This is a genomic window from Arthrobacter sp. NPDC093125, from assembly GCF_044754225.1.
In the GTDB taxonomy this organism is placed as follows: domain Bacteria; phylum Actinomycetota; class Actinomycetes; order Actinomycetales; family Micrococcaceae; genus Arthrobacter.
Genome location: NZ_JBIVOQ010000019.1, coordinates 19,156 through 35,137, shown reverse-complemented (window position 1 = coordinate 35,137; position 15,982 = coordinate 19,156). Strand labels below are relative to the sequence as shown.

Below are 15,982 nucleotides of genomic sequence, written 5' to 3'. Positions count from 1 at the left end.
GAAGGAAAGAATGACCCAGGAAACAGCCGCCGAACGCCTCGCGCGGGTCAGTGCCGCCGCCTACCGCATCCGGCATCACGCCCTCACCATGGGCGAGGTCCAGGGCCAGGGCTATGTGGGACAGGCACTTGGTGCAGCCGACATGCTCGCCGCCGTCTACTCCGACCAGCTCCGCTTCCGGGCGGAGGACCCGGAGTGGGAGGAGCGCGACCGGTTCCTGCTCTCCACCGGGCATTACGCCATCGGCCACTATGCAGCCCTGGCCGAGGCCGGCGTCGTACCCGTCGAGGAACTCGAAACCTACGGGTCTGACGATTCCCGCCTCCCCATGTCCGGCATGTCCACGTACACCCCGGGCATGGAAATTTCCGGCGGCTCGCTGGGCCACGGACTGACCATCGCCGTCGGCATGGCCCTCGGCCTGCGCTACCAGGGCTCCGACGCCCGGGTCTACAACTTCCTCTCCGACGGGGAACTGGATGAAGGCTCCACCTGGGAAGCGGCCATGGGCGCCCACCACCACCAGCTCGGAAACCTCACCGCCATGGTGGACATCAACGCCCTGCAGGCCGACGGCAAGACCGACACCGTGCTGCGCACCGAGCCGATCACCGAAAAATGGGAAGCCGCCGGCTGGTACACCCAGCGGGTGGACGGCAACGACATGGGCGCGCTGCTGGAGGCGTTCGACAACGCCGCCGCCCAGGCCGCCGCCTCGGGACGTCCCTCCGTGATCCTCTGCGACACCAAAGTTGGACGCGGCGTGCCACTGCTCGAAGAACGCGAGAAGGCGCACTTCATGCGCATCGAAGAACACGAATGGCAGCTCTGCCGCGAGCAGCTGACCGCAGGATACGAAGGAAAGGCCGCCCGATGAGCGCCACCACTACGGCCCCAGCCGGCACCGCAGCACCCGCCCCCAAGCTCAAGACCTCCGCCATGATCGCATCCTTCGCCGATCCCGGCCAGAAGACTGCCTCAGCACCGTTCGGCCACGCCCTGGTGAAGGCCGCGCAGGAAAACGACAAGATCGTTGGCCTCACCGCGGACCTGGGCAAGTACACGGACATGCACATCTTCGCGAAGGCCTTCCCGGAGCGCTTCTTCCAGATGGGCATGGCCGAACAGCTGCTCTTCGGCGCAGCGGCCGGCCTCGCCGAGACGGGCCTGGTGCCCTTCGCCTCCACCTACTCCGTGTTCGCTGCGCGCCGCGCCTACGACTTCCTTTGCCTCGACGCCGCCGAACCCAACCTGAACGTCAACATCGTCGGCGGCCTGCCCGGCCTCACCACCGGCTACGGGCCCAGCCACCAGGCAACCGAGGACATGGCAATTTTCCGCGGCATGCCCAACCTGAGCATCGTTGACCCCTGTGACTCCCTGGACATCGAGCAGGCCGTGCCCCAGCTCGCCGCCAGCGAAGGACCCACCTACCTGCGGCTGCTGCGCGGCAACGTGCCCACGGTCCTGGACGAGTACGACTACACCTTCGAACTCGGCAAGGCCAAGGTGCTCCGCGGCGGCAACGACGTCGTGTTCGTCTCCAGCGGACTCATGACGATGCGGGCCCTGCAGGCAGCCAAGGCGCTGGCCGAACACAACGTGGACGTCGCCGTCGTCCACACCCCCACCATCAAGCCGTTCGACGCCGCCACAGTCCTGGCCGAAATCAACACCGACCGGCTGGCCGTGACGCTGGAGAACCACAGCGTGGTGGGCGGCCTGTTCGAAACCGTGGCCTCCGCCGTCGTTACCGCGGGCCTTGGGAAACGTGTGGTGCCGGTGGCGCTGCCGGATGAGTTCCTCGACGCCGGCGCCCTGCCCACGCTGCACGAACGCTACGGCCTGTCCGTTCAGCGGATCGTGGCAAAGGTCCTCGCCGAACTCGGCTGACCGGCCTCGCAGGAGCGCGGGCGGGCCCTCCCGTCCGCGCTCCTGCCGTGGCATCATTGTTAACACTGCGGCTGTAAACAGTCGACCGCTGAATAAGGGGAGAACCTCCGATGGCCGGAACCACAGCATCCCTGCTGGGACTGCAAAAAAAGAGCCTCCGCGAGCAGGCGCTGGCCGCGTTGCGCACCGCCATCACCAGCGGGGCCCTGGAGCCCGGCCGCCATCTGGTGGAAACCGAACTTTCCGAGATGCTCCAGATCAGCCGCGGAACCCTCCGCGAGGCCCTACGCCAGCTCGAGCAGGAAGGCCTCGTATCCGCAGGCCCCCGCGGCAGGCTCTCCGTCCGGCACCTGGACGCCAAGGAAATCCGCGACATCTACTCTGTCCGGGCTGCGCTGGAATCCCTGGCCGCAAGAACCCTCTGCGAGCTTCCGGACCGCCATCGCGTCATTGAATCGCTCCGGGCCGCCATCGATGCCATGGAAGCGGCCACCCACGGCACCCTCGAGGAACGGGTGGAATCCGACCTCGAATTCCACCGCACCATGTGCCGCCTCACCGGCAACGAGACTCTGCTCCATTCCTGGGAGTCACTGGAGGGGTCCATCCGGATGTCCATCATGTTCGCCGGGCTGGAAAAGGGCGTCAAGAACATGAGCGTTGCCCGCCACCACGACATCGTGGCGGCCATCGAAACCGGTGACGCTTCCCTGGCCCGCAGGACCATCCGCGAGCACATGGACACCGCCGCAGCCGTCCTGGTGGCGTAGGCCTCCCTGTCGCCTGGACCTCCGGGTCCGGCATTCGTTTAGCCCTTCGCCCGGGTGGGTACGGAAAGCTGTGCACGGCATGGACAACCTGATCTCCCTGGAAGGTGGTGAACCGTGAATCGCCGCACATCTGCCCGGTGGGCAACCGCACAAACGCCCGAGAATCCCGCCGTTGACGTCCTCATCCCCACCCGCAACAGGGGCGCAGAACTCGCCGTCACGCTCTCTGGCCTCGCGGCCCAGGACAGCCCGGTATTCCGCGTCGTTGTCAGCGACCAGTCAGACGGAGCGCCCGCTTGGGAGCTGGCTCCGATCTCGGCCATGGTGCGCGTACTCCGGGCGCAGGGGACGGAAGTCGAGCTGCTCCAGCATCTGCCGCGCCGGGGCATGGCAGAACACCGCCAGTTCCTCCTTGACCAGGCCCGCGCAGACGATGTGCTCTTCCTGGACGACGACGTGTGGCTGGAGCCCGGCGCTCTGGCCAGAATGAGTGAGGCCCTGGACCAGCTCGGCTGCGGCTTCGTGGGCATGGCACCGCAGGGCCTCTCCTACCTTGCCGACCGCAGGCCTGAACAGACCCAAGTCTTCGAGCCCTGGGAGGGGCCCGTCACGCCGGAACGGATCCGGCCGAAGGAGCCCGCCTTCCAGCGCTGGCCGCTGCACAGTGCGGCCAACCTGAGCCATGTGAGCGCCGAGCTGGGCCTCGAGCCCGGGCAATGGCTGCCCTACAAGATCGCATGGCTGGGCGGCTGCACCATGTTCCGCCGCCAGGCGCTGGAGGAAACCGGCGGCTTCCGTTTCTGGGAGCAGCTGCCGCCCGAGCACTGCGGCGAAGACGTGGTGGCCCAGTGGCGCGTCATGGAATCCTTCGGCGGCGCCGGAATCCTTCCTGCAGGTGCCGTACACCTCGAGTCTCCCACCACGGTCCCGGACCGCCGGGTGGAGGCCTTCGAGGTAATCCTCTCTGATTCCCCGCACGAAAATGGCCTGACCCATCACTAGGAAAAGGAACTGACATGAGCGAGACCCCCAACCCGATCCAGATCCAGAAATTCCTCGGCGGCATCGACTACCCGGCCACCCGCGACACCCTCGTCGAGCGTGCCCAGGAGTCCGGCGCGGACGGGGAAGTCCTCAGCGCGCTTGAAAACCTTCCGGACAAGGAATACGACAGCCCGACGGCGGTCAGTTCCGCCATCTCGGATTCCTAGGCACTGAGCACCCAGCCCTGCCCCGCACGGAACGCCCGCTCTTGGCAGCCGGGCGTTCCGTGCAGGGTCCGTTGAGGGCGCCCCTCAACGCCGGTGGGGAATATACTCGGCAACAGAATGAGCAGTCTTCCTTCAGCCCCCGCAACCGTCCGGATCGATGCCTGGCTGTGGGCAATCCGCGCCTACAAAACCCGGTCGGCAGCCACCGCGGCCTGCCGGGCGGGGCACGTGCGCCTGAATGGCAACCCGGCCAAGGCATCCCAGTCTCTCGTGCCGGGAGACACGGTCCGGGTACGCCAACCGGGGTACGAACGGATCCTTGAAGTACGCCGGCTGATCGCCAAGAGGGTGGGTGCCGAGGCCGCTTCCCACTGCTTTACCGATCACACGCCTCCGCGCCCTGTCGCTGCCGAACTCGGCCTGCCGCAGCGCGACCGCGGCGCCGGCCGGCCCACCAAGAAGGACCGGCGGGAGATGGAACGGCTGCGCCGGAGTTAACGGCTGCGCGGGATTCAACGGCTTCGCCGGAGTTGGGGAACGTCGCGTGAACCGACAAGAGGTCCCGGCCGCCGGGCCTACTCCTTGATCTGTTCCCGCCCCTCCCGCACCTCGAACTCCCCCACTTCCAACTCCGCGGCACCGAAGGCCGCGGGCACCAGGGTGAGATGGACGGCCCCGGCCGACGTGGCCTTGTGCCCGGCCAGGGTGTAGGCGGAGGGCATGGCGCCGCCGTCGAAGAGCCGTTTGCCCTGGCCGAGCACGAGGGGAAAGACGAAGATCCGGTATTCGTCCACCAGGCCGGCGTCATGCAGCGCCCGGGCCAGGCGATGGCTGCCGTGCACCTGCAGTTCCCGGCCTGGTCCGGATTTGAGGTCATCAATCGCCTCGAGGAAATTGGCCGGGAGGACGCTGGTGTTGTTCCACGTCGGGTTGCTGATGGTGCTGGAGACCACGTACTTGGGCAGCGAGTTGAGGGCGGCGGCCACAGCGTCCTCCGGGTCGGTGACCTGTTCCCAGTACGGCTGAAACATTTGGTACGTGGTGCGGCCGAGCAGGATCGCGTCGGCCCCGGCAAACCAGCCGTCGACGAGGCGGCCAAAGTCGTCGTCCACGTACGGCACCAGCCAGCCGCCGAATTCGAACCCGCCGCTGGTGTCCTCTTCCCTGCCGCCGGGACCCTGCATGACGCCGTCAAGGGTCACGAACGTGTGGACGGTGAGTTTCATGATTGACCTTTCGGTTGACTGGCGGGCGGGGCCACGGGTGGATTGACGGGCTGGCTCCCGTGCGGATCGGCCGGGCCCATGTCCAGGCGGAAGGGCGGATACTCGTCGCGCATCAGAGCCACGTAGGCGGTCACCCGGTACACCCAGCGGTTCAGGCCGAGCAGGAGGTCGAACAGGCTGGGGAGGAACCGTCCGGTGAAGAGCAGGATCAACCCGGCAATGAGGACCAGGAGAGCGATCAGGGATATCGTCCCCCCGGCGGCGTACCGTGTCCCGTAACCTGACCAGTCGTCGTCGGACGCCGCCCAGGTGCGCGTCATGCCGGCGAGCACCCCCACGATCAGCAGGTGGGGGATGGCCAGCAGCCATGACTTGACCAGGACCAGGCCGCGCGAGAGGCGCTCCGGGTAGTCGACGTCGAAATCCGCGGGATAGTCGGTGCGGGCAAGGGTGAAGGGCGGGTAGCGGTCCGTACCGATGGCGGAGAACGCGTAGAAGGACACCCGCCAGCTCCACCTCAGGACCCCCACATTGAAGTTAAACAGCGAGCGCGGATACCGGGCTGTGAAGAGGATGGCGAACCACGCCACAATGGAAGTAACAATCAGGGCGAACCACAGGAAGAACAGCACGATGAAGTGCGGAATGGCCAGGAACCACTTGACCAGCCACATCCAGCGGGACAGCGCGGGGTCCAGGTATCCGTCGAGGCGGGCCGGGTACGGCGCGTTGGAGAAGAGGCCGACGGCGGGCGGCGGGGGCGGTGGGCCGGCCCCGCCGCCGCCGGGGCTGCCGCCTGCGGGGCTGCCGCCTGCGGGGCTGGCGTAATAGGGGGATGCACTGGCACCCGGGACGACGGAGGGAGGTCCCGCCGTCGTCGGGCGCTCGGGCGGGGGGCCGTGCCGGCCCAGGCCCCTGGCCGCCGCGACAATCAGCGGGACGCCGACGGCAAGCAGCACGATCCCGGCCAGCAGCAGACCCAGGAAGAGAGGCCAGAGCAGGTCGGAGCGGATTCCTCCCTGCAGGTCGGCGGCGATGGGAGCGCTGCCGTCGGCGTTCATCACCACGATGGCCCAGTTGCCGGGCTGCAGGTCCCACCGGAGTTCCTGCGCGCCGGGACCTGTGGCGGTTGCCGTCCAGAAGGTCTGGGCTCCGGGGCGGGCGAGGGTTCTGGTGCCGGGGACCTCGCGGTACTCGACCCGGAAGGGCCGGAGGTCAAGCTCCGTGATCTCCGAACGCCTGGCGCCCTCGAGGTACCGCGAAACTTCCTGCTGCGGTGCGACTCCGAGGAAAAGGTCCTTGCCCGCTGTGGCGGACTCGCCGCGGACGAGGATGCTGCCTGCGCTGTCGGAGGGGATGAAGTCCGGCAGGCGCTGGCCTACCATGACGTCCAGCCCCAACGAGGTGATGGCGTTGGAGCTGGTTTCAAAACGCTCTGTTGACGAGGTGAAGAAGCCTTCGTCGCGCTGCTGGAAGTGAAGCCAGCCGGTTCCGGCAGCGGCGGCCACGAACCCCAGGCCCAGCAGTCCCAGGAGCGTGCCGAGGACGAGCATCACGATGCGGCCGGTTTTCACACCGTCTCCTGGCTCTCGTGCAGCCGCGTCTTGGAGCGCTTTCTGGTCTGCTCGCCCTTCACGGGCTGGGCTTGGAGCGGCTCACCTTTGAGCAGCTCACCCTTGAGCAGCTCACCCTTGAGCAGCTCACCTTTGAGGCGCCCACCTTTGAGCGGCGGGTTCTTGCGCGAGTGGTCAGCGGCCGCGGGTGCGTGGCCGCCGCTGGTGTGGCTGCCATGCGAGTGCGGCGGATCCAGGATCCGCAGCGGGCACAGCAGCCCCTTGTTGCCGGACGTGATGGCGAGATTGTTGAGCTGGACCGGGTCGTGGAGAACGTTGACGGCTTCGGTTGCAGCCCGGGCATGGGTGAGGTCAACGACGATTTCCCGCCCGGGCAGGAGCGCACTGGTCCTGCGCGCGATAACGTACAGAGCGCGCAGGTTGGCGACCGTCAGGGTGCCGCGCACCTCGATGCTGGCGGTCTGCAGATGGTCATCGATGTGGACGTGGATTTTGAGCCGGTGCTGGATGACTGTACGGTCCACGGCCGTCACACCCCGGCCGGTTGCGGCGGAAGGTCGGCCTGAGTATTGAGGGTGCTGTGCATAACGGCTGGATCCCCATTTCCTGCTGCCCGGCGGGAAACGGCCCGGGCAGCCACGCGATTCCCCAACTATGGCGAGACCGGTCAGCCACGAACCGCGGCCCCTCCCCCGACTTCTTAGTCGGAACCGCGTCCGTGTCCAGAATGCACGATTGCGCCCTTGCTGGGAAGAGGGGGCCTGAATTGTTGCCGGGGCGGTCCGCCCCTAGCTCACTCGACACCGAATGCATCCGGTGTCGTAGCCTCTGCCTGTCCCGCCTGCCACTATCCCGGGGCCGGTCCGAGGCGACCGGGTCCGGTGCCGCCTTGTAGGATTTCGGGATGGCAACTCTTGGGGGAGAACGTCCGGTCGCGGGCACCGTGCTGCTGCTGGTCATGGCTGGTGCCGGGATGGCCATCAGCGGGTGCGAGTACGCGGATAACAGTCCTGTTCCGGTGACGGAGCCTCCAAGTGCTTCCCGGACTGCACCCCCTCCCCCACCAACCGCCGACCCTGGCCTTGCCGAAGCCCAGGCAAGAAATCAGTCCCAACTGGAAGTCCTGCTGGGGTCGAAGCCGGGCAACCTCGTGTTTGCCAGCTCAGGCGGAATAAGCGGCAGCGGGTTCCGTGGGTCCCTGGCAGGAATACCAAAGGGAACGTATACGGTTACCGCCGCCTGCATCGGGGTGTCCTCCGCATCGCTCTCCATCACTCAGCCCGATCACAGGGGAGGGACGGAGCACACGCTGCCCATGGAGTGCGGAGCCAAAGCGAGCCTCAAAGTCGCCCTTGAAGCAGGTCCCGTCTTCGCCCAGGGCAATCGCATGACCACCGACCCGGGGGCTGCTGCTGTGGCGGGTTTTTGGATGGTTCCCGCGCCGTAACAAAATAGGCACGGGCGGTGACTAGTCCCGTGCCCAAACGCCGCCGGACTGTGCCGGCATGCAGCAGGATGACCCGCCCTGAGCCGGTAGCGCTCACTGACCGCGCGCCTGTACACCCGGTGTTGCCCGTCGTAGAGTTAAATTTCTCCTTCGACGGAGTTAGAACTCCGATAGGCCAAGTGCATGGCCGGGACTACGGCCGCTGCAGCAAAACGGCGGCAAAGATGCACCTCGCGGAAAGCGCCACCCATGGCCTCATCGCAGCAACAGTTTTTCCAGAATGCATCGGCGGCCAGAACAGCGGGCCCCGGCGCCACACACTCCCCATATGACCGACGGGCCGAAAGCCGCCGGCCAGCGTCCCGCCTTGTTTGTGCAGCGTAGCATGTCCTTCACGCCCAGCGGCCACAGGCCGGGAGATCGCCGGCAGCCCAAGCCGCACCGCCTCCGCTGCGAAGAATGCGGCACCGAGCACAACCTGGCCATCCGTGCGATAACGGCATTGGCTGCCGGCGACGGCGACCTGGTCACGGTCTCCTACACCTGCATGGACTGCCTGCGCTTTCATGAACACACCGCCTATATGGGTGACGTCACCGCTGCTCTGCGGCAAGTGCTCTGGACCCCTGACCTCCTCATCTTCGGTGACGAGTACATCCACTGCGGACGCCCGATGGAACCAACGGGCCACGAATTCCAGGCCCTTCATTACTGGTTCAGCAACGGCCCTTCTCCCGGCCGGCTGCGCAGGGTTTTACTGCCCATCCAGATACTCGGCTGCCGCTGCGGCTTCCGGCTGGAGATTCCGGAGTGAACCAACGGCTTAGTCTGCCGAGTCCGTTCCGAGTGTTGCGGAATGCCCTGCAATGTTGTTGAAGCTGTACAGGTGGATGCCTGCCAGGGCCGGCCGGGCGGCGGAGAGCTCGGCGATAAGGGACTGGGAAGAATAGCTGCTTGCGTTCAGGAGCCTGCGGGCGAGCGGCCCCTTGCGGTTCAGGAACTTCAGGGACGGGCCAACCCCTATTTTTGTGGCAAGCGCGATGAGCTTCGCGCGTGGGACTGTTCCGGCCACTCCCGCCCAGATCGGAAGGTCGACGCCTTCGCGCCGCAGCAATTCGGCGTACCAGCTGATCCTCTGGGCCGAAAAGCACATTTGCGTCACCACGTTCGACGCCAGATGCTGTTTCTCCAGCAGGGCATCGAGCATATGCAGCTCGTTGTGGCGTGGATGCCCTTCCGGGTATCCGGCGACACCGACGGCGAAATTGCCGCCGGTCATGTCCGCGATGTCCTCCATGAGCCGGCCGCTGTTGTTGTAGGGGCCGGCGGCATGCGGGGCGTCGCCCCCGATGGCGAAGACTTCCGTGATGCCGGAGGCTTCACAGTCACGAAGGATCCCCTCCAGCTGCGCCCGGCTTTCCAGGCTCCTGGCGGCGAGATGCGGGATCACGTTGTAGCCGCGGCGGCCAAGCTGGACTGACGCCTCCATTGTGGCCCTGACGCCGTGATGCGCAAGGCAGGTCACGGTCAGCGTGGACCCGGCGGGAACGTGGGCCTGGACCTTGGAGACGATGCCGTCCGTAGGGATGATCTCCAGCCGCGCGGAAAGCTGCGTCCGGGCTCCGGATGCTGAATGGGCGGCCTCAGGGCCGGCATGGCGTGAGGGAAGAGATTGAATCGTCATGAGGAAACTCCAAATTTGGCCGGCCCTAACGGCGCACGGCACGGGTTGGTCTCTGATGCGGGACCGCCTGTTGCAGCGGCCCCGCATCAGAAGACGTGTCAGCGAAGGATGACCGTCCGGTTCCCGGAAAGAATGATTCTTCCCTCAGCATGCCACCGCACAGCGTTCGTCAGTGCCTTGCACTCGGCGTCCTTGCCCACGGTCACGAGATCGGAGGGAGTGTAGGTGTGGTCGACTTCGATGACCTGCTGAGCGATGATCGGGCCCTCATCAAGTTCTGAATTGACGTAGTGGGCCGTGGCTCCGACTGTCTTCACGCCGCGCTCATAAGCCTGATGGTACGGTTTGGCACCCTTGAAGCTGGGCAGGAAGGAATGGTGGATGTTGATGGCCTTCCCCGCAAGCCGGGCCGTCAGGGAATCGCTGAGAACCTGCATGTAGCGGGCGAGGACCACCAGTTCGACGTCGTAGGCGTCCACCAGCTCGAGGAGGCGGGCTTCCGCTTCGGGCTTGGTTTCAGGACTGACGGGAATGTGTTGAAACGGGATCCCGTGCCAGGCGGCAAGACCTTCCAGGTCTCCGTGGTTGGACACCACCGCCGCTATCTCAACGGGCAGCTCACCGCTGCGGGCGCGTACCAGCAGATCGTTAAGGCAGTGCTCGTACTTGGACACCATCACCAGGATGCGCTGCTTGCGGCCGTGGCGCTCCAGGCGCCAGTCCATGCGCCACTCCTCAGCCAACGGCGTGAAATCCTGGCGCAGTTGCTCGCTGGTTGCGGTGCCGGCTGTCGACGTGAAGTGCACCCGCATGAAGAAGTGCCCCTCGCTCCGGTCCCCGAACTGCTTGATGTCGACGATGTAGCATTCGTGCCTCAGCAGGAATTCCGAGACGGCCTGGACGATGCCCAGCGAATCCGTGCAGCGGAACGTGAGTACAAACTCCCCGCCGGACCCGCGTGAGTCAGGCACTTGAGCGATGGAAGCCGGTGTCGGCTTGGTCCCGATCATCCCTTGATGCTCTCTTTCTCCTGCAGCAGGCGGCCGGACTGCTCGCGGGCGGCAATCTCCTCCGCTCGCAAAGCGTCCTGGAAGGCGGCAAAACGGGCCAGGTGGGCCGGCCGGCGGCGCAGGACGAGCCATGCCGCACCGAGCATGAGGAACCAGACCGGTGTCACCAGCAATGCAACCAGGGTGTCCGGCTGGGTGGTGAGCGCCCAAAGCACGAAGGCGAAGAATCCGAAGACCACCCAGACCATCGGGATGCCGCCTGGCATCTTGAACTTCGAGGCGGCGTGCAGGTGCGGGCGCCGGCGTCGGAATGCGATGTAGCTGGCGAGAATGATCGACCAGACGAATACGAAGCACACGGCAGAGACGGTGGTGACCATGTCGAACGCCTTGCCGATATCCTGCCCGGCGTACATCAGCACTACACCCGAGAGCAGCAGCACGCAGGAAAGGAACAGTGCATTCTGGGGCACCTTACGGCGGGACAGGCTGCTGAAGACAGCGGGCGCGTCCCCTTCCTCGGCCAGGCCGAAGACCATCCGCGAGGTCGAGTAGATGCCGGAGTTGGCGGAGGACATTGCCGAGCTCAGTACCACGAGGTTTACCACCGTGGCAGCGGCTCCGAGTCCGGCCAGCGAGAACATGGCGATGAAGGGGCTGTGCCCGGCGGCGAACTGGGTCCAGGGCGTGACGGACATCAGGATGATCAGGGCGCCCACGTAGAAGAGCAGCACGCGAATCGGAATGGAGTTGATGGCCTTGGGAAGGTTCCTCTCCGGGTTCTTCGCTTCGGCGGCCGTTGTGCCCACGAGCTCGATACCCACGAAGGCGAACACGGCGATCTGGAAACCGGCCACGAAGCCCATGAATTCGTTGGGGAAGAAGCCCCCGTGGCTCCACAGGTTGGTGAAGCTGGCCGTGCCGGCGTCGCTCTGGAACCCGCTGAAGATCATGAACATGCCCACGATGATCAGGGCAGCGATGGCGATGATTTTGATGAGGGCGAACCAGAACTCTGTTTCACCGAATGCCTTGACAGTGGTGAGATTCAGCAGCAGCAGGATGGCGACTGTGGCCAGGCCCGGGATCCAGAGCGGCAGTCCGGGCCAGAGTTCCCGGGAGTACCCCGCGATGGCAATCACATCGGCAATTCCTGTGATCACCCAGCAGAACCAGTACGTCCATCCGGTAAAGAACCCGGCCCATGGGCCCAGCAGGTCAGCGGCGAAGTCGCTGAAGGACTTGTAGTTCAGGTTGCTCAACAGCAGCTCGCCCATGGCGCGCATGACGAAGAAAAGCATGAAGCCGATGATCATGTAGACGAAGATGACGGACGGACCGGCAGCCGAGATGGTCTTGCCGGAGCCCATGAACAGGCCCGTGCCGATGGCACCGCCGATTGCGATCAGCTGGATGTGCCGGTTGCTCAGCTGCCGCTCGAGGCGGGGAGCCTCGCCGGTCGAGGAAGCAGGGGGATGAATCGTCATAAGGAACTCCATCGTTCAAGTGGCATCCGATTGCCACAAGGATTCGGTTCCTCCCCGCTCTGTCTTGGACCTGAGAGATTCCGCGGACATGGTCTTCCGCTTGCACCGTCGGTGAGCCGGTACCAGCCCGGCTGCTTTCCAGAGTTGCCTCGCCGCGGCGGTACGGGGGCCTGAGAGTTTCCTGGGGAGGATTTGCTCCTACGGCGCCCTGCTGAATGTACCGGCAGGACTCTCCCGCCGCAGGTCGTAAGCATTTTTCAGTTGTGTAGGGGATAAGAATCATGCGTGCGATGGTGGCTGGCTCTGCCGTCACCATCTCAAATCTCGCAGATCGGGCTGTCTGGGGGCGTACCGCCCAAGATTAGCTGAGCCGGTTCGAGCCCCGCGAGCCACCGGTTCAGTGTGGTCTTGGTCACGCGCAAAAGTCAAACCGACCCCTTTTCAGGCGCCCTGGTTCAGGCGCCCTGGCTGCCTTCACAACGAGCGCTTGAAGAACCGGCGCCGCGGCCCCAATTTGGCCTGCAAGGAGTTTTCCTGTAAGTTGTGAGCCGAATCACCCACATTTTTATAGCCTTTCGAGCCGTGGCGGGAGAGTCCTCCCAGTCATTCACCGGGCAGGCGCCGTAGGAGCAAATCCTCCCCAGGAATCTCTCAGGCCCAAGTACCGCTGCGGCGAGGCAACTCTGGAAAGTAGTCAGGCAACGTCCTGGCTCACCGACGGTGCAAGCGGAAGACCATGTCCGCGGAATCTCTCAGGTCCAATACAGAGCGGGGAGGAACCCAACCCATGCCGTGCCCCTCAGGCCGGCCAGACCTGGAGTTCCTCATGACGATTCAATCGCTTCCGTCAACTTTCGCTGACCGGCATATCGGTGCCCGGCGCCAGGCTGACGTCGACATCATGCTCAAGAGCATCGGCTACGACACGGTCGATGGCCTCGTTGAAACCGCCGTTCCGGCCTCCATCCGCCAAGAGAACCCCCTGCAGCTCACCGCCGCGCTCAGCGAGGTCGAGGTCCTCGCTGAGCTCCGCCGGCTGGCAGCGAAGAACAAGACTGCGGTCCAGATGATCGGGCAGGGCTACTACGACACCGTGACGCCGCCGGTGATCCGCCGCAACATCCTGGAGTCCCCGGCCTGGTACACGGCCTACACGCCGTACCAGCCCGAAATTTCCCAGGGCCGCCTCGAGGCGCTGCTGAACTTCCAGACTATGGTCCAGGACCTGACCGCCCTGCCCGTGGCCAACGCCTCGCTGCTCGATGAAGCCACCGCCGTGGCTGAAGCGGTGCTGCTGATGCGCAGGGCCAACAAAAATAAGGACGCCAAGGACGGCAAGACGGTCCTGGACGCCGATTGCCTTCCCCAGACCATCGCCATCGTGCTGGGCCGCGCCGAGGCGCTCGGCTTCGAGGTCGAGGTCGCCGATCTGTCCAAGGGACTGCCCGACGGCGACATCAACGGCGTCGTCCTGCAGCAGCCGGGCGTTTCCGGCCGGGTCTGGGACCAGTCAGCCGTGATCGCCGCCGCCAAGGAACGGGGCGCGCTCGTCACCGTTGCTGCCGATCTCCTCGCGCTGACCCTGATCACGCCTCCGGGCGAGCAGGGCGCGGACATCGCCGTCGGTTCCACCCAGCGCCTCGGCGTGCCCCTGTTCTTCGGCGGACCGCACGCCGCCTACATGGCCGTGCGGACCGGCATGGAGCGCACACTCCCCGGCCGCATCGTCGGCGTCTCCAAGGACAACGCCGGCGCCACCGCTTACCGGCTGGCACTGCAGACCCGCGAGCAGCACATCCGGCGCGAGAAGGCCACCTCCAACATCTGCACCGCGCAGGCGCTGTTGGCCATCGTGTCCTCCTTCTACGCCGTCTACCATGGCCCCGACGGCCTGAAGGCGATTGCCGAAACGGTCCACAACAACACGCGTGTTTTGGCAGCCGCACTGAAAACAGCCGGCCGCGAACTGGTCGCCGAGTCCTTCTTCGACACCCTCACCGTGCGCGTCCCGGGCAAGGCCCGGAAGGTCATCACGGCAGCGGAAGCCCGCGGCATCAACCTGCGCCTCATCGACGAGGACACTGTGGGCGTCTCCGTTGATGAAACGACGACGGCGGCGACACTGTCCGCCGTTGCCGTCGCCTTTGGTGCCGGTCCCGTGCGTGACGCAGCAGGCTTTGACCTGCCCGAGTCTGTCCTCCGCACCTCCGGTTACCTGCAGCACCCGGTGTTCAACACGCACCGCTCCGAGACGCAGCTGCTGCGCTACATCCGCAGGCTTTCGGACCGGGACCTGGCACTGGACCGCACCATGATTCCGCTGGGCTCGTGCACCATGAAGCTGAACGCTACCGCCGAGATGGAAGCGATCTCGTGGCCGGAATTCGCCTCGATCCACCCGTTCGCGCCGGATTCCCAGACCGAGGGCTGGCGTGAGCTGATCGCGGACCTGGAGGCGCAGCTGACCGAGATCACCGGCTACGACCAGGTCTCCATCCAGCCCAACGCCGGCTCCCAGGGCGAACTGGCGGGCCTGCTGGCGATCCGCGGCTACCACCGCTCCCGCGGGGAGGGGCAGCGGAACATCTGCCTGATCCCTGCCTCGGCGCACGGCACGAACGCTGCCTCCGCCGTGCTGGCCGGGATGAAGGTCGTCGTGGTGGCCACCGCCGCCGACGGCACCATCGACCACGCGGACCTGTACGCCAAGATCGAGGCCAACAAGGACGCGCTGTCCTGCATCATGATCACCTACCCCTCCACCCATGGCGTGTACGACGCCGACGTCCGCGAGGTCTGCGACGCAGTTCATGCCGCCGGGGGCCAGGTCTACGTTGACGGTGCGAACCTGAACGCCCTGGTCGGGCTGGCGCAGCCGGGCAAGTTCGGCGGGGACGTGTCCCACCTGAACCTGCACAAGACCTTCTGCATCCCGCACGGCGGCGGGGGACCCGGCGTTGGCCCGGTCGCGGCCAAGGCCCACCTGGCGCCGTTCATGCCCGGTGACGCGAACAAGGCAGCACACGAGGCCGGTCACGGCGTTGCGATCAGTGCTTCGCGCTACGGCTCCGCCGGTGTGCTGCCGATTTCCTGGGCCTATGTAAAGCTCATGGGCGGCGAGGGCCTGACCGAGGCCACCAAGTCCGCGCTGCTCGCCGCAAACTACGTCGCCTCCCGCCTGAACGAGTTCTTCCCGGTGCTCTACACCGGTGAGGGCGGCCTCGTGGCCCACGAGTGCATCCTGGACCTGCGCGAACTCACCGCACGGACCGGCGTCACCGCCGAGGACGTGGCCAAGCGCCTGATCGACTACGGTTTCCACGCCCCCACCCTGGCGTTCCCGGTGGCCGGGACCCTGATGGTGGAGCCGACCGAGTCCGAGGACCTGGCCGAGATCGACCGTTTCATCGACGCAATGATCACTATCCACGCCGAGATCGAACAGGTCGCTGCCGGCGACTTCACCGTGGAGAACAGTCCGCTCCGCAACGCACCGCACACCGCTGCCGCCGTCGTAAGTTCTGACTGGGACAGCTCCTACTCGCGCGAGCAGGCCGCCTTCCCGGTGTCCTCGCTCAAGCAGGACAAGTACTTCCCGCCCGTGGGCCGCATCGACGGCGCAGCCGGCGACCGGAACCTGGTCTGCTCCTGCCCGCCAATCGAAGCATTCGAAAACTAAG

General features: G+C 65.8%; 15 protein-coding genes and 2 riboswitches. Of the genes, 9 read left to right on the top strand and 6 right to left on the bottom strand.

Annotation, left to right across the window (positions count from 1 at the left end; translation table 11 throughout):
- Positions 1-10 precede the first annotated feature (10 nt).
- From ACIP9X_RS20820 to ACIP9X_RS20795, 6 genes are all read left to right on the top strand, one after another.
- Complete coding sequence (locus ACIP9X_RS20820; protein ID WP_400481672.1) at positions 11-877, top strand: transketolase; 867 nt, start codon at positions 11-13, stop codon at positions 875-877.
- Complete coding sequence (locus ACIP9X_RS20815; RefSeq protein ID WP_400481648.1) at positions 874-1,893, top strand: transketolase family protein; 1,020 nt, start codon at positions 874-876, stop codon at positions 1,891-1,893. Before ACIP9X_RS20820 ends, ACIP9X_RS20815 begins: the two co-directional genes overlap by 4 nt.
- 110 nt (positions 1,894-2,003) lie before the next feature.
- The gene (locus ACIP9X_RS20810) at positions 2,004-2,663 is read left to right on the top strand and encodes a GntR family transcriptional regulator (protein WP_400481647.1); all 660 of its coding nucleotides are present in this window, start codon (positions 2,004-2,006) and stop codon (positions 2,661-2,663) included.
- Positions 2,664-2,777: 114 nt separating this feature from the next.
- On the top strand, positions 2,778-3,665 hold the full coding sequence (locus ACIP9X_RS20805; RefSeq protein ID WP_400481646.1) for a glycosyltransferase: 888 nt from the start codon (positions 2,778-2,780) through the stop codon (positions 3,663-3,665).
- A gap of 14 nt (positions 3,666-3,679) precedes the next feature.
- Positions 3,680-3,874 carry a DUF2795 domain-containing protein gene (locus ACIP9X_RS20800; RefSeq protein ID WP_400481645.1) on the top strand — a complete coding sequence of 65 codons (195 nt, stop codon included), beginning with the start codon at positions 3,680-3,682 and terminating at the stop codon, positions 3,872-3,874.
- Positions 3,875-3,991: 117 nt separating this feature from the next.
- Positions 3,992-4,372, top strand: coding sequence for an RNA-binding S4 domain-containing protein (locus ACIP9X_RS20795; protein WP_400481644.1), 381 nt, complete (start codon positions 3,992-3,994; stop codon positions 4,370-4,372).
- A gap of 77 nt (positions 4,373-4,449) precedes the next feature.
- Here ACIP9X_RS20795 and ACIP9X_RS20790 read toward each other — a convergent pair whose 3' ends face one another.
- Genes ACIP9X_RS20790 through ACIP9X_RS20780 form a run of 3 tightly spaced genes read right to left on the bottom strand, consistent with a single transcriptional unit; the run spans position 4,450 to position 7,198 of the window.
- Positions 4,450-5,100, bottom strand: a complete 651-nt coding sequence (locus tag ACIP9X_RS20790; protein ID WP_400481643.1) for a dihydrofolate reductase family protein — start codon at positions 5,098-5,100, stop codon at positions 4,450-4,452.
- The gene (locus ACIP9X_RS20785; protein ID WP_400481642.1) at positions 5,097-6,674 is read right to left on the bottom strand and encodes a DUF4389 domain-containing protein; all 1,578 of its coding nucleotides are present in this window, start codon (positions 6,672-6,674) and stop codon (positions 5,097-5,099) included. Before ACIP9X_RS20785 ends, ACIP9X_RS20790 begins: the two co-directional genes overlap by 4 nt.
- A complete protein-coding gene (locus ACIP9X_RS20780) occupies positions 6,671-7,198 on the bottom strand; it encodes a hypothetical protein (protein WP_400481641.1) in 528 nt (175 codons plus the stop codon). Before ACIP9X_RS20780 ends, ACIP9X_RS20785 begins: the two co-directional genes overlap by 4 nt.
- A gap of 380 nt (positions 7,199-7,578) precedes the next feature.
- On the opposite strand from ACIP9X_RS20780, the gene ACIP9X_RS20775 reads away from it, so the two are divergent.
- Both ACIP9X_RS20775 and ACIP9X_RS20770 read left to right on the top strand, forming a co-directional pair.
- Positions 7,579-8,121, top strand: coding sequence for a hypothetical protein (locus tag ACIP9X_RS20775; protein ID WP_400481640.1), 543 nt, complete (start codon positions 7,579-7,581; stop codon positions 8,119-8,121).
- A 328-nt stretch (positions 8,122-8,449) separates the two neighbouring features.
- The gene (locus ACIP9X_RS20770) at positions 8,450-8,935 is read left to right on the top strand and encodes a hypothetical protein (RefSeq protein ID WP_400481639.1); all 486 of its coding nucleotides are present in this window, start codon (positions 8,450-8,452) and stop codon (positions 8,933-8,935) included.
- Between the two features lie 9 nt (positions 8,936-8,944).
- Here ACIP9X_RS20770 and ACIP9X_RS20765 read toward each other — a convergent pair whose 3' ends face one another.
- The 3 genes from ACIP9X_RS20765 to ACIP9X_RS20755 all read right to left on the bottom strand — a co-directional run bounded on the left by ACIP9X_RS20765 (position 8,945) and on the right by ACIP9X_RS20755 (position 12,302).
- Positions 8,945-9,805, bottom strand: coding sequence for a methylenetetrahydrofolate reductase (locus ACIP9X_RS20765; RefSeq protein ID WP_400481638.1), 861 nt, complete (start codon positions 9,803-9,805; stop codon positions 8,945-8,947).
- A 98-nt stretch (positions 9,806-9,903) separates the two neighbouring features.
- Positions 9,904-10,815 (bottom strand): formyltetrahydrofolate deformylase, encoded by a 912-nt coding sequence (purU, locus tag ACIP9X_RS20760; protein ID WP_400481637.1) that lies wholly within the window; start codon positions 10,813-10,815, stop codon positions 9,904-9,906.
- Entirely contained in the window at positions 10,812-12,302 is a 1,491-nt protein-coding gene (locus tag ACIP9X_RS20755; protein WP_400481636.1) for an amino acid permease, read from the bottom strand. The genes purU and ACIP9X_RS20755 overlap by 4 nt, the downstream gene beginning before the upstream one ends.
- 148 nt (positions 12,303-12,450) lie before the next feature.
- Positions 12,451-12,549: riboswitch (glycine riboswitch) on the bottom strand.
- A gap of 329 nt (positions 12,550-12,878) precedes the next feature.
- Positions 12,879-12,979, top strand: a riboswitch (glycine riboswitch).
- 149 nt (positions 12,980-13,128) lie between these two features.
- Here ACIP9X_RS20755 and gcvP point away from each other — a divergent pair.
- The gene (gene gcvP / locus ACIP9X_RS20750) at positions 13,129-15,981 is read left to right on the top strand and encodes an aminomethyl-transferring glycine dehydrogenase (protein ID WP_400481635.1); all 2,853 of its coding nucleotides are present in this window, start codon (positions 13,129-13,131) and stop codon (positions 15,979-15,981) included.
- Position 15,982 lies beyond the last annotated feature (1 nt).